12 protein-coding genes are annotated in these 13,487 nt (G+C 33.4%); 2 read left to right on the top strand and 10 right to left on the bottom strand.

Features of this window, described 5'->3' with window-relative positions:
- Nucleotides 1–84: 84 nt before the first annotated feature.
- The 9 genes from ACQKL5_RS10305 to ACQKL5_RS10265 all read right to left on the bottom strand — a co-directional run bounded on the left by ACQKL5_RS10305 (nucleotide 85) and on the right by ACQKL5_RS10265 (nucleotide 8,698).
- Nucleotides 85–789 (bottom strand): CpsD/CapB family tyrosine-protein kinase, encoded by a 705-nt coding sequence (locus ACQKL5_RS10305; RefSeq protein WP_427608524.1) that lies wholly within the window; start codon nucleotides 787–789, stop codon nucleotides 85–87.
- A gap of 18 nt (nucleotides 790–807) precedes the next feature.
- Nucleotides 808–1,548, bottom strand: a complete 741-nt coding sequence (locus ACQKL5_RS10300) for a YveK family protein (protein ID WP_427608523.1) — start codon at nucleotides 1,546–1,548, stop codon at nucleotides 808–810.
- 120 nt (nucleotides 1,549–1,668) lie between these two features.
- On the bottom strand, nucleotides 1,669–3,459 hold the full coding sequence (locus tag ACQKL5_RS10295; protein WP_427608521.1) for an ABC transporter ATP-binding protein: 1,791 nt from the start codon (nucleotides 3,457–3,459) through the stop codon (nucleotides 1,669–1,671).
- Nucleotides 3,456–4,643: a nucleotidyltransferase domain-containing protein gene (locus ACQKL5_RS10290; RefSeq protein WP_427608519.1), complete on the bottom strand. Its 1,188-nt coding sequence runs from the start codon at nucleotides 4,641–4,643 to the stop codon at nucleotides 3,456–3,458. Before ACQKL5_RS10290 ends, ACQKL5_RS10295 begins: the two co-directional genes overlap by 4 nt.
- Entirely contained in the window at nucleotides 4,636–5,118 is a 483-nt protein-coding gene (locus ACQKL5_RS10285) for a lasso peptide biosynthesis B2 protein (RefSeq protein ID WP_427608518.1), read from the bottom strand. The genes ACQKL5_RS10290 and ACQKL5_RS10285 overlap by 8 nt, the downstream gene beginning before the upstream one ends.
- Nucleotides 5,119–5,147: 29 nt before the next feature.
- Nucleotides 5,148–5,444, bottom strand: coding sequence for a lasso peptide biosynthesis PqqD family chaperone (locus ACQKL5_RS10280; RefSeq protein WP_427608517.1), 297 nt, complete (start codon nucleotides 5,442–5,444; stop codon nucleotides 5,148–5,150).
- Entirely contained in the window at nucleotides 5,437–6,372 is a 936-nt protein-coding gene (locus tag ACQKL5_RS10275) for an HPr kinase/phosphorylase (protein ID WP_427608516.1), read from the bottom strand. The genes ACQKL5_RS10280 and ACQKL5_RS10275 overlap by 8 nt, the downstream gene beginning before the upstream one ends.
- A 231-nt stretch (nucleotides 6,373–6,603) precedes the next feature.
- Complete coding sequence (locus ACQKL5_RS10270) at nucleotides 6,604–6,735, bottom strand: paeninodin family lasso peptide (RefSeq protein ID WP_427608515.1); 132 nt, start codon at nucleotides 6,733–6,735, stop codon at nucleotides 6,604–6,606.
- A gap of 4 nt (nucleotides 6,736–6,739) precedes the next feature.
- Complete coding sequence (locus ACQKL5_RS10265) at nucleotides 6,740–8,698, bottom strand: lasso peptide isopeptide bond-forming cyclase (RefSeq protein ID WP_427608513.1); 1,959 nt, start codon at nucleotides 8,696–8,698, stop codon at nucleotides 6,740–6,742.
- Nucleotides 8,699–9,221: 523 nt separating this feature from the next.
- On the opposite strand from ACQKL5_RS10265, the gene ACQKL5_RS10260 reads away from it, so the two are divergent.
- Together ACQKL5_RS10260 and ACQKL5_RS10255 are read left to right on the top strand one after the other, a co-directional pair.
- Nucleotides 9,222–11,111, top strand: a complete 1,890-nt coding sequence (locus ACQKL5_RS10260) for a sigma 54-interacting transcriptional regulator (protein WP_427608511.1) — start codon at nucleotides 9,222–9,224, stop codon at nucleotides 11,109–11,111.
- A 735-nt stretch (nucleotides 11,112–11,846) separates the two neighbouring features.
- Nucleotides 11,847–12,515 carry a DedA family protein gene (locus ACQKL5_RS10255; RefSeq protein ID WP_427608510.1) on the top strand — a complete coding sequence of 223 codons (669 nt, stop codon included), beginning with the start codon at nucleotides 11,847–11,849 and terminating at the stop codon, nucleotides 12,513–12,515.
- Between the two features lie 52 nt (nucleotides 12,516–12,567).
- Here ACQKL5_RS10255 and speD read toward each other — a convergent pair whose 3' ends face one another.
- Nucleotides 12,568–13,401 (bottom strand): adenosylmethionine decarboxylase, encoded by an 834-nt coding sequence (speD, locus tag ACQKL5_RS10250; RefSeq protein WP_427608509.1) that lies wholly within the window; start codon nucleotides 13,399–13,401, stop codon nucleotides 12,568–12,570.
- Nucleotides 13,402–13,487: the final 86 nt, after the last annotated feature.

Genomic DNA, 13,487 nt, shown 5'->3' with positions numbered 1-13,487 from the left:
GGAGACATCACCAAATACTATTTTATTTGTAAACGGTCTGTTTGTTCTTAATAAAGAACTTATTGGTAAAATTTTTTTGCCTAGTTAAATGATTCTCTTGAATAATTTAGTAAGCCAATTTTGTGGATTTGTATTTAAAATGACTCCAACCATTTTATCTTCAACAAATTCTAGAATTCTTTTTGTTGCTATAGCGTTTTTCAACTGTGTTTTTCCATTATTGAATACGAGAACGATTCCATTGCAATAATTCGCCAATATTTTTGTGTCTGTAAATTCTAGTATGGATGGAGAATCTATAAGAATCACATCATAAACCTTTTCACATGCAGTTAAAAACTCCTGCATAACTTTTAATCCTATTATTTCCCCTGGATTGAAGGGTATAGGGCCACTTGTTAACACATCTAAGCTTTCCATTCCTGTTTTATATACAGTCTCTTCCAATGATGGTTCTAATACTTCAGATAATATGTTAGTCAACCCTACTTTATTTGAAATCTTAAAAATCGAGTGAATAGTAGGGCTTCTAAAATTAGCATCTATTAGCAGAACCTTTTCTTTATTTTGGGCCATTGAAACTGCCAGATTTGCTGCAGTGGTTGACTTTCCTTCTCCTGCTGTTGGAGAAGTAACCATGATAATATTCCTTTTTTTCGATATCGCTGAAAATTTGATGTTTGTTCGAATCGTTCTAAACTGTTCAGAGATTAGTGAATCTGGACTTGAATAAGCTATCAGATTTCTTTTTTTAAGTATATGACCTTGTTTTTGTGGAATTATCGACATTTATTTCGCCTCACAATTCTACCCTAGCGTTTTTGTATATTTAGCTTGCTGCGTTTCTTTGAATTTTTGTATATTCTTTTTATTAAGATTTGAATTCTTTTTATTCATTTTGGAAACACGTCCTATAACCGGGTAACCTATAATATCTTCTATTTCTTGCTCGCTACGGACTGTATAATCCAGAGAATTAAATAGAAATGTTAACCCAATCCCTATAACAAGACCGATAATACCGCTTTTCATAATGGTTCCATTATCATCACCATTAATGGGTGATAGGTTTACTTTTGCTGGTGACAAATTCCTAATCTTTTTAAAGTTGACAATATTAGGTGCTTCATTTCTGAAAACTTCAGCTGTTTTATTAGCAATGTTAGCAGCCATATAAGGATCTGATGATGTTACACTTATACTTACAACCTCAGAATCCTCAACACTGTTGACGTTAATAGAACCAGCTAAGGCCTCTGGAGACATTGGTAATTCCATCTCATTAATGACTTTTTGTAAAACCGTAGAATCTTTTATAATTACTTGCAGTGTTTTCATTTTATCTTGATTAGCTTCTATGATAATCCTAGTGGAAGACTGATATAGAGGTGTGGTTGATAATGTTTTAAGATAGCCTGCGAGAGTGAATAATAGTGCTACGATAATAACAATCCATAATCGCCTAACAATAATTTCAAATAATTGTTTTATATTTATCTCTTTTGCTGATTTTTGTTTTTCATAGTTTATATTGTATGGGTTTGACATAGAACCACCTTTTTCAATATTTTGTAAGGACTATACCACTATTTTAGTTCGTTATAAAGAACATGTCAACAAAACGTTACAAAATTATAAAATTTTTAACATATTATACAATTATTTTTTTCAAGAAATACCTTCTAATTGGTTTCCTAATAGTTGGTTAAATAACCCCATATTTTGGGCAAGTTCATGGAATTGTCCTTGTTGGATGATATTACCTTGATCTAGAACAAGTACTTGATCGGCGTTTGAAATGGTGGAAAGACGATGTGCAATTACGACTATAGTCATATGGCCTTTTAAGCTCTCTAGTGCTTTTTGAATTTTAGTTTCATTCTCGGTATCTAATGCGCTTGTAGCTTCATCTAATATAAGAATTGCTGGTTTACGTAAAATGGCCCTTGCAAGGACTATTCTTTGGCGTTCACCGCCCGAGAGCCGTATTCCTCTATCTCCAATTTCGGTATCCAATCCATATGGAAGTTTTTCTACGAAATCCGCAGCTGCTGAAAAGTGTAATGACTCCCAGATTTGTTCATCAGTTGCATCGGGTTTCATTAATAATAGATTTTCTCTAATAGTAGTATTGAACAAAAACGGATCTTGCGAAATATAACCAATAGATTTTCTTAAGGATAATAAATTATCGGATGTAAGAGCTGCATGATCTATAAGGATTTCTCCTTTTTCAGGACGGTTTAAACCCAATATCATATCAATCAATGTACTTTTCCCCGCACCAGACCTACCTACAACAGCGGTCATCTGATTAGAGGGAATAAATAGGTTAATATCTTTGAGCGCATACGAATCTTCATTTGAATTATAACGATATGATACTTGAGAAAATTCCAAACCCATTTCAATTTTTAATGGTTTTATACTTTGAATATTACTCGTATTGATTTCTTTGGCCTCTGAACTTTGATTTTTAAGCTTTATTAGGGCCTTAAAAGAAGGAATAACACTTACTAAATACTCCATATTAGACTGGATACCAGTGATTCTAGGCCATATTCTTGAAAAAATAACTAAAATCATTAGCATCTGTGTAGGTTGTGATTCAAAGTAACTAAAAGAAAAAAAAACTAAAAATGCTATGAGGAAAGCTGATACCAATTTATAGACCAAACTTGATAGTGTATTTAGTTTTGTGAAATTGACATAATTCTTCTCCATTTTTTCACTTAAATTAAGAAAACTAGTTAATTGAGATTGTTCCATTGTATTGCTTTTTATATCTTTGATTCCATTAAAATGATCAGTAATTGTACCTAAGTAATTTTTAGAAATTTGAAGGGTCTCTTCTCCTAAGGTTTGGGACTTCTTTAAAAAGGTTCTTGAGAAAACCATCAATACTAATCCAAATAGGAGAATTAAACTAGTCATCTGATAGGATAACCAAAAGGCTAAACCAATTTGAATCATTGTAAATATTAATGAAGAAATAAATTGAAAAAATAAGCTAATTCCTCCACTCACACGAAACACTTCAGTCGTCATTAAATTGATAAGATCTGATTTTCGCTTATTTAGATAGAAAAGCCAATTGGCCTGAATTAGGTTTCTATAGGTCTCCTCTCTTAAATACCTTGTAAAACTCTGTTGAATCCTTACATTTAAAATTAATTGTTGGCGTTGAAAGTAACCTTGGCCAATTATTAAAACTATAAAAAAACATAAGATAATAAATAAACTTATCAATTCAGGAATACCATCGAATAAATTAGAAGCCCATGATAATCTTGTATTTTCTCCTAGTTCCACAACACCAATGAGACCAAGTAAAGGTACTAATAAAAAAATGCCAATCCCTTCAAAAATACTAATTAAGAGCATGGCTATCATATTTACATATAAGATTTTACCTGAATATGAATGTATTTGTTTTGCGAAATATAGGAGTTCTTTCATTCCTTTGCCCTCCTAGAATAGGCACTTTTCTTTGTTATTCTCCAAACTGTTAAGAAAGGACGTAAAGGAAAATATAAAAAATGAAGGTTCTTTGGCAATGGCAATGTCTCTACATCAGTCGGGTAAGGGTACATTATACTTAGGATATACAATGTTTTTTGTTGAAAGGACTGCAGAGAATATAAGTGTTTTTTATGGAAACGTGCAATATCATCAGGTAAGGGTTCTGTATGTAGGTTTACCATTCTTTCCAGATAGAATATAGATTCTTGAGCTAATGTTTGTGCCCGCGCCCCTCTTGTCATAGATTCCATTTCTTTTTTTATTGATACACCCAACAGTTGAGAGGATAGAATGACAGCTTGACCACCTAAGTGAAGATAATGATACTTTTTAAGTAATTTTGATAAAACTGACCATTTTAATTCTTGGCCTAACAAGTGTTTAATGTCTAATAACCAACGAAGTCGTGACCATCCATGACGTGCTCCATGTGTTATCAAAAAAAAGCATAAGTCCTCTTTTCCTAACAAGTTAATTGGGGAAGTTGTTATTATGTTAGTCCTTTTCCTTTCCCATAAATCATAAAAATCTGGTTCCATTCCTGGCCCTGGATTTAATCTCCAATGTACTTCAATTTTCGTATTAGTTTCTTGATGAAAAAAGGCTATATGATGATGTCTCCATTTCCAGTCACCTAATACAGATTGAAAATAATCATCTTTTACGTAACCTAGGCTAATAAGTATATTCTCTGCTTTATCTAAGTCTTCAAGTGGAACTAGAAAATCTAAATCACTTGATGTACGAAGCGAAATATCACCATATAGCTCTAAACCCAACAAAGGTCCCTTTAAAAAGAGGGTGCGAATCTGATTATTCTTTAAAGCATGGCTTATATTTATCATGGTTGCAGTTAATTGCAACATATGAATAGTGTTTTCCTGATATTTTGCCTGTAAGATTTCTAAAACGAATGGGGGAAGTTGTTCTTTTATCTTCTTCAACTTAGGATATAGTACAGGAAAAAGACGATGGTGCCATGTGAGATCTAAAAAAAGATCCCAATTAATCTCTTTTTTATTAAACCTTTTTAAAGTGTCTTCATTATTATCAATTTTCACAAGTTCAAGTAACAAACTTAATTCTTTAGGTATATTGGCTACATCAAGAGCATTACTCATTTTTTTCACCTTCAGCCTTTTTATTCCTGTTTTCCTTTGCAAAAGAGGCTACAACCGTAAATTTATTCATCGTTTCCGATCCTGATATATAATATGGACCACTGCGCAACCATGCATGAGCAACTAAATTCCCTGTTTTTTCTTTTGCTGTTCCTAAATAAAGCGTGCTTTCGATCCTTCTTTTTTCAAGCATTTTCATTCCAGCAATTGCTTTTACAAGACATTCACTTTCCCAAAATGTATACCTACTCATAAGATGAATCGCTGCTGATACATTTTGTAAAGTTTGTTTATCAGATGTCTTAGTCGAACAAGATGTTTCAGACATACTTTTTCCTAAAGTAGGCGCAACTCTTGAAAAATTCAACGTTTTTAAATATCTTCCCCATGCTAAGTAACAGTACGCCTCTAAAAGCATAACTTGCATTTGACTACCTAACCCAAAGAATGTTCTTATTTTTTTGAATAAAATCACATTTCCCTCCTAAGACTCTCATCTTAAATCTATGGAGCTTCCACTTGAACTAATCCTTCTTTTAATAATTGATTTAAAAAAATTGTTACTTGCTGCTCGCATTCCGTTAGATCTATTTCATATTGAGATTGAAGGGTTAAAATAAGGTTTTGTATGGAAATAGGCTTGCTCAATAAACCCCAAATATCCCCTCCAACTTCTCCTAGATTATAATACTTTCCATTTTCAATACTCAGCATTACCTTTTCCCCAGCCATGTCACTTACTAGATTTCCAGGGACTTGACGTATTACATAATCTTCCTTAATAACCGCACTATTAATCATATACTTTTTCCTCCCTATTCAAGGTTTTTAATAATAAAACTGTTATATCCTCTACAGTAAAATGAGAAGTAGGTCTCCCTAATTGATACAAATGTATCTTATCGATAATTTTAGCCGTAATATTAAAATGCCATTCTATTAAATCCAAATCAGCAAGAAAAAAGTTACGATATGTATGTGTTAACAATGTATTGAGTTTCTGTAAATTTCCTTGCATTGAATGTAATTTTATTTCCTCAGTTTCTAATTTGACCAATTCAATGACTCCTGCAAGTGGAATGGATTTGGAAGCGAAGTGAGATTTGACAGGAACAGTGAATTTTGTTTCCCTCTCAATAATTGGCTGAAAATTCCCCGATTCCATTCCAAAATAATCTAAGCTTTCTTGCCACAATTTCTGTTGAGGATAAGCTGGTGTTACAACAGGAACATTTTCACTATTTAAGCTGACCGGAACCACATCATCAGTAAGCAGTTGATATCCCCTTCTTATAAAGGCAGATGCAAGGGTTGATTTTCCTGCTCCAGAATCACCTATAATAGCATAAGCTTTTCCAGCTATTACAACCGCGCTCCCATGCAAGGGAAGAATTTTTCTTTGTAATAAGATTGCACCCATACAAGTACCAAGAGTATATAATCGAATTTCATCTTCTTTAATAGGGTCTAGAGGTGAAATAATAATCTTGTTCCCGCCTTGAATTAAAAATATTGCCGTACCTGGAACCAAAAACATCACTGAATTTCTTTGGATGATAAATCCGTCGTTAATTAAATCCTCTTGTTCAGACCAAAGACTATATAACTCATCTTTTTCAATTACAATATCAACTTTTGGATTCAATCTTTCACTTTTGTTTAACTCTGGAAATGAAAACTCACTAGAAAAGGTAAATCCGAATGCCTCATATATATTCATATCTTGCATGTAAATTTTCCCCCATTAGTTAAAGTAACTTTATTATTGTATAGGAGACCCCTATATAATTTTATATATAGGGGATAACGAACCATTCTTATAGACTAACCAGTATGTAGTTCATGGTAGATTTTATATTTATTAGTCTACTTATGTTTTGAAACGATTAATGAAGACCCTTATATATTTAATATTTCAGGAGTCCAAATTAGATATATCTAATTAACTTTCACTTCTTCATTAACTAAATGTTAGTTTGCCTCTTGGTGTGTCTGCTGGAAAAGTTGCGTCTGTGAAGTCACCATCTTTTCCTAACATAGTCATATTGACATCAAGTAATTCTAAATTTGGTTTTTTCCATTCTTTTTTCATATTTTCACCCCCCCTCAGGTATTTTTTTAAGAAATCGATTAATAATTAGACTGCGCATTAAAAGCTTGAGATATGGGTCAATAGCTTGTTCAGGTTTAACCCCTGACTTAACTTTTGATAATCCCTCTTGAATCACTTGAGCATTGACGTATTTTAAAAGGCTTTTATCTGTATTCAGTAGTTCGAGTTCAATTTTATACGTTTCCCACATAGGAATCATTCGATGTATCCAATCTACTCCTTGTACACCGCGAAAAGTTTGGTTTAGTCTCACATTATCTGGTAAGTAGTTTACAGTTGATTTCCTAATTAGAGCCCTATCTAATCCATCTTGAACATATTGATGCTCTGGTAGAGACAAACAAAACCGAACTACTCGTACATCATTAGAGGGGTCTCTCTTCCATAATGAATAGCGTAATGAAAGTTTCGTAGAAAGCGTATTTCCAGCATTCCAGTTAAAGACATCATAAAAATGTCTTTTTCTCATCTGATATATATTATCTGAGGAAGACATTTGTCCTCTTTGATTGATTCCATGTTCACCTAATTTTTTATAAATTCCACTCTTCTCCGCAAATTCAGGATTAATAAGTTGAGGGTAACTAAAACTATTCGAGCTTTTATCTGGAAATATACGATCAATTATAGGAAATCCTATTCTTGCGATTAGTGGTAAATTTCTTATTCTAGCTCCACCTGCTTTTTTGCTATATTGGTTTAGTTCTTGAAAAAGCCGAACCCATTTAACCCTTTTTAATAAAATGGAGTAATAGTCTAAGGCCGAACCCCAGGAAATAGTAAAATTCCCTCTATCACCATTTAGTAATACACCCACTCCTTCCTCATTTGCTTTTTCAAACATGCCTTTTAACCAAAAGGAGTTTTCGAAAAATTTATAAGGCATTTCCATTATTTCAAGAAAATCCTCAATTTCAGAAAATGAATCTTTCCCTTGAAAGTTATAATAGTGACCTTTGATTCCCCCTACAAATTCTACGGTGGATTTAATATAAGGCCTCTCATCTGCCACATAATATCTTGGAGTAAAATCTTTAAAATCATCAGGAGGAATATAACTAAAGGTATGTAATTCTTTATTTTGCTTTTTTAATGGCTGAGCAGCAAAACTAACAACGGCTCCTGAATCGAGACCACCACTTAATTGAGAACCTACTTTCTTATGTGTTCTTAACCGTGATGTAACGGCCTCTTGAAAGATACTTTGAAATGCCTCGATATACTCTTCATTTGATTTTAGTTTAAGAGTTTTAACATCTGTTAAATACGAGTACCTTTTAAAAGTAATTTTATTGTTTTCTAATGAAATACTATGTGAAGGAGGTACTTGGTTAATAGTTAAATAAGGGGTAATGGAAGAATCCACCGCATCAACCATTCCTGATATAGCCAAATACTCAGCCAACCATTCCTCATTCAATCTCTTCTCTACATAAGGTAATGAAAGCAGTGGTTCAATTGTCGTTGAGAATGCTAATTTATCTTTATTCATGAAATAATAAAGAGTCCGACTTCCTGAAAAGTCTCTAGCTCCGAAAAGCTTGCGTTGTTTTTGATCCCAAATCATAAAAGCGAAGTCACCAACTAAATATTTTGGGGTTTCCTCTCCCCATTTATGGTAAGCTAGTAGGATTAACTGGCTATCGGTCATATATGGTCGATCAGATTTTTCAATCTGTAATCGATTAAATAATTCATCTCGATTATCAATGATGGCATCGGCTGTTATTGCTAGCTGTCTGGCATAATCATAAAATGGCAGAGTTTCATTTACTGATTCAGGAGTGATCCATTGATTATGGCAACCAAGGAAGATTTTCTCACCATTCCAAGCTTGTATGCTATCGGCCGGGAACTTACGAAATGACTTCATTAATAGCTCTCCATGCTGGAGATTGATTGGCTCTTCATTTAAATGATAGAGTCCAGCGATTGCACTCATGTTCTCTTCCTCCCAGCAATGATTTAAAAAGCTAATTAAAGTCCTTATTAACAAACATTAAATAAAAGATAAAAAGATGTAAGATTCTCATTTCGTTCTTTATAAAGAACTACATAAGTTCAAAGTAACACCTCTCCCTATTAACTGTCAATAACTAGAAAAATAATTTGTTTAATTAATTATTTATCTAGTTATTACGACAATTATATTTTATTTTTTATCAATGTTTTAGCATACTATAATGTACTCGCTTAGACTAAAGGGAAGATCTTTGGAGGTTCTTCATTTTTTATATTCCGAAAGCACTAGCCTGTACAGCTCAGACTTATGAAATTCTCTCCTTAAATAGTTCATTTATTAAACCCTTAGTTCCTCTACCTAGTTATTTCAGCTATCAATCATAATTTGATTTTTCAGTAAGTAAACAAATAATCAAGAGCATTGACAATCACCTCACCCCGTTACATACTGAACAAAAAAACCAAAAAAATGTATAATTTAATTAATTGGGGAGGTTAATTACATGCAGATTAAGATTGCTATAGTTGGTTTTCCGCCATTTTCTAAATTGGCTAAAGAAGTTCTCATCGATCTTCCGCCATGGGTAACTTATGAAATTACTGAATTACCTCTTAAATTCCTAAGTTCTCCAGAATCAATCCGTGAATTGGAATCATTTTTTGACCCTGCTACGATTGTGGTAAGTGGTAATCGCAGTTCCCTTTCACTTAAACAAAACTTGAATAATCTAGTGATTCCTGTGAAGATGACTGGGTTTGATTTATTAGAACTCATTCAAAAAGTAGGTAAAGAAGAAGTAGTTATCATGAATTACGGTGAAGATATTAAAGCATTAGATAATATTTCCTCACTTTTAAATATTAAGGTTCGGCAAATTCAATTTAATGACATTCAAGAGGCGTACACTATTCTTGAACACTTAAGAGATGAGGGAGTCAAGGATGTAATCGGTGGAAGTTGGGTATGCGAAGCAGCAAATCAATTAGGAATGAATGGTGTGTTTTATTATTCCAAACGAGCCGTGGAAAATACACTTCAGGATGCCTTAAATGTAGTAAAGGTTTATCGTAGCAAACTTGAGGGTGTTAATCTGTTTAAAACCATGATGAATATTAGCCGTAATGGACTTATTTCCACTGACTCCGATTTTAATGTGATAAGTATAAATGAAAGCACTAAACGGCTTCTTGGGATTAAAGGAAGACAAACACATGATATCAATCTAAATAAACTAATACCTAATCTAATGCCAAACCAAGCATCAGAAGAATGGAATGAGCCTCAATATAATCTGATTTTTGAGCATGATAGTAAAAAACTAATGGCTGATATTATCCCAGTTTCATTTCAAGGCGATAGCATGGGGCATCTTATTTCTATTGAAGATGTGGTCAAATTAAAGGAGAAAGAACTTAAAATTCGAAAAAATATTAATCAGAAACCAATGATGGCCGGTTACTCTTTTGCTGATATTATCGGCTCCTCTCCATCTATTAAAGAAACCATACAACAAGCGAAAAAATATAGTCGAGCAAATCCTTCTATTCTTATACATGGTGAATCAGGAACGGGAAAAGAACTATTTTCGCAAAGTATTCATCAATATAGTTATCGGAGTATTCACCCTTTTATTACGGTTAACTGCGCAGCTTTACCAGAGAGCCTTATTGACAGTGAACTCTTTGGTTATGAAGAAGGAGCCTTTACTGGTGCAAAAAAAGGAGGAAAAGTGGGATTATTTGAAATGGCCCATCAAGGTACAATTTTTCTCGATGAAATTAGTGAACTGCCCTTACACTTACAATCAAGACTTTTACGGGTTCTTCAAGAAAAAGAAATTGTAAGGATTGGTGGAGATCAAGTCATTCCTATTGATGTACGAATCATTTCAGCTTCTAATAAAAACCTCTTGGACTGTGTAAAAAAAGGGACATTTCGTGATGATTTATATTTTCGAATTAGTGTATTGCAGCTTTATATACCACCTTTACGGCATCGACCAGGAGATATTTTACATTTATTTCGACATTTTATACAAAAAAATGAACGAATTTTACATGTACTATCTAAAGTTAACATGAATCCATTAACTACTTACCATTGGCCCGGAAATGTCCGGGAATTACAAAATGTTGCTGAGCGTTTTCTTGTTCTTTGCGATTGTGAAGACTTAACAAGCGAGTTTCTTGAAAGCACTTTACATATGGCTCTATATCATCCACATTCTGTACTTTCTAATAAAGATAATAAAAAGCCACATGGTTTCTTCGCGGAAGAGTTAGAAAGGATTAAGATTGCTCTAGAGAAAGCTGAAGGAAATAAGGAAAAAGCTGCTGAATTACTTGGAATAAGTAGAACTACCCTTTGGAGAAAATTAAAAAATGTTAAATAACCTACCAATCGTATTAGCCTCTAAGAAACGAGATGTCTCAGAAATCTATTTTACTAACAGAAAAATGAAGAGGCAGATATGTCGATGCTATTGACCTATTTGCCTACCATAATTTCATACCTAATTACCCTCTTGCGGCTACCCCTCCTTATATACAATTTGTTATCTTCTTTTACCTTTTTCTGAACCATTAATTTTGAAATCTTTTATACGAACGATAGAGATAACAGTGCAATAGAACGCCCACTGTAATTCATGATATCATTTAATTTATTTTAGTTATCACTAATTTCCCTTTAAGAATTAGATACAGTATAGATGGAGTGTTCGAAACAAGATTCATCTCGATTAAGAAAACCTTCCTCCCCAAACATACGGTAAATAACTAAACCTTAGCCTATAGAATGATTTTAATTCCGTGTGGAATTTTGTCAATATTACACAGGGCCATACATATAATATTCATAAAATACTTATATGGCAATGGATTTAAATCCATAAGAAACTGTCCCCTCCAAGTCCACATCAAGGAATGAGCTATTCCTCCCCTTCAATGAAATGAATCATAGCTGCCCTATCCATTCCCATTTATAAACCATTTACTTGTCATACCTTTCTATGTAATATTACTTAGGGTGTAATATTGTTCTTTCCATTAAACTTATATCCGTCCGAAAGCTTATTTTAATACTCATTCCATGAATCTTATATTTCTTTAAAGGAGGTTGCATTCATTTGCATAACCTTTTACATTTTACTCAATCGATTGATACCGATATGAATCAATATATCACTCTTTTCGGTAAACAGATTTATCTTATTTTATTCATCATTATTTTCGCGAAGACGGCTTATATCGTCCTGACTTTTCTGCCTGGCGATGCGACCTTGTTTGCCAGTGGCACGATTGCGGCGATTGGGCACCTGAATTTTCCTATACTTTTGCTACTGTTCTTCCTAGCGACTGTTGCTGGAGATGCTCAGAACTATTTGATTGGCAGCTTGGTGAGAAAATCATCGAAAAAAGAAAAGAAATACTCGTTATTTAAGTATATTCCCAATAAATCAATTGAAAAAACACAGCGTTTTTTAACCAGCTATGGAAAATATGCAATCATGTTTTCACGATTCGTTCCCTTACTTAGCACAACCTTACCCTTCATTAGTGGGTTTACACGCTATTCGTTTAAACGCTTCCTAGGACACAATATAATTGGTGCAATAGTTTGGACGCTTACTTGGGTATGTGCAGGTTATGCACTTGGTAATCTTGCATGGGTAGGCAGTCATTTATTCCTATCATTGCTAGGAATTACTCTTGTTAGTTTTATACCTCCATTCATTGCATTCGCCATTGAATATATGAAAAAGAAAACGGCTGAAGCAAAAGTCCTTGAAATCTGACTTTTGCATGCAGCCGTTTTGTCTACCTAAATTTAAAGTTAGCAAACTATACTTACTCTAGGTTCTTATCTTTCTTAAGTACAGGAACGTTGGCCCCGTAAAAAATTTCATCCATCTCGGTTTGAAGTCTTTCGATAATTTCATCACGTTCAGTTGGTTTAAGTTTGTCTTCCGTATAACCAAAGAGATAGTTATTAATATCGAATCTTTTTAACTTACATTTAGTATGAAAGATATTTTCTTGATAGACATTTACATCAATCATATCGTATAAACCTTTTACTTCATCAGGGATATAATTTTGAATGGAATTAATATCATGATCAATGAACAGCTTATGACCGTTTGTGTCTCTAGTGAAGCCTCGGACACGATAATCGATTGTGATAATATCAGTGTCAAAAGAATGGATGAGGTAATTAAGTGCTTTTAATGGGGATATTTCTCCACATGTAGATACGTCAATATCCGCTCTGAAGGTACTGATTCCCTCATTCGGATGAAACTCAGGAAATGTATGAACCGTAATATGGCTTTTATCCAATTGCATGACAACATTATTCGGCAAAGGTCCAGGTGTTTCTTTATAGGTATCTGTGGGGACTTCTACAACTGGGCCCTCGGAAATGAGCATCGTTACGCTTGCTCCTTGTGGTATATAATCCTGTTTAGCAATATTTAAAACATGGGCACCGATTAAATCTGACACATTCTTTAATATGCTTGAGAGTCTTTCTGCACTGTATTGTTCATCAATGTATTCTAAGTATGCTTCACGTTCTTCTTTCGTCCTCGTATAACAAATATCATACATATTAAAACTCAATGATTTAGTGAGATTGTTGAAGCCATGAAGTTCAATTCTTTGCTCAGGTGTAATTTTCATGTACGATTCCCCTTATTTTTTTTACCAACATACTTATAATTACCCATTATTTGAGATTAAAAACTTTTAATTATGGTAGAAGGATT

Source organism: Peribacillus sp. NPDC097675, assembly GCF_050277655.1.
Lineage (GTDB): Bacteria > Bacillota > Bacilli > Bacillales > DSM-1321 > Peribacillus.
Note: the sequence above shows the minus strand (reverse complement) of the source record. Positions and strands in the feature narration are given on the sequence as shown.

Bases quoted from the DNA above. Each gene is read 5' to 3' on its own strand.
- ACQKL5_RS10305 (WP_427608524.1), bottom strand. From the start codon at position 789: ATGTCGATAATTCCACAAAAACAAGGTCATATACTTAAAAAAAGAAAT.
- ACQKL5_RS10300 (WP_427608523.1), bottom strand. From the start codon at position 1,548: ATGTCAAACCCATACAATATAAACTATGAAAAACAAAAATCAGCAAAA.
- ACQKL5_RS10295 (WP_427608521.1), bottom strand. From the start codon at position 3,459: ATGAAAGAACTCCTATATTTCGCAAAACAAATACATTCATATTCAGGT.
- ACQKL5_RS10290 (WP_427608519.1), bottom strand. From the start codon at position 4,643: ATGAGTAATGCTCTTGATGTAGCCAATATACCTAAAGAATTAAGTTTG.
- ACQKL5_RS10280 (WP_427608517.1), bottom strand. From the start codon at position 5,444: ATGATTAATAGTGCGGTTATTAAGGAAGATTATGTAATACGTCAAGTC.
- ACQKL5_RS10275 (WP_427608516.1), bottom strand. From the start codon at position 6,372: ATGCAAGATATGAATATATATGAGGCATTCGGATTTACCTTTTCTAGT.
- ACQKL5_RS10270 (WP_427608515.1), bottom strand. From the start codon at position 6,735: ATGAAAAAAGAATGGAAAAAACCAAATTTAGAATTACTTGATGTCAAT.
- ACQKL5_RS10265 (WP_427608513.1), bottom strand. From the start codon at position 8,698: ATGAGTGCAATCGCTGGACTCTATCATTTAAATGAAGAGCCAATCAAT.
- ACQKL5_RS10260 (WP_427608511.1), top strand. From the start codon at position 9,222: ATGCAGATTAAGATTGCTATAGTTGGTTTTCCGCCATTTTCTAAATTG.
- speD (WP_427608509.1), bottom strand. From the start codon at position 13,401: ATGAAAATTACACCTGAGCAAAGAATTGAACTTCATGGCTTCAACAAT.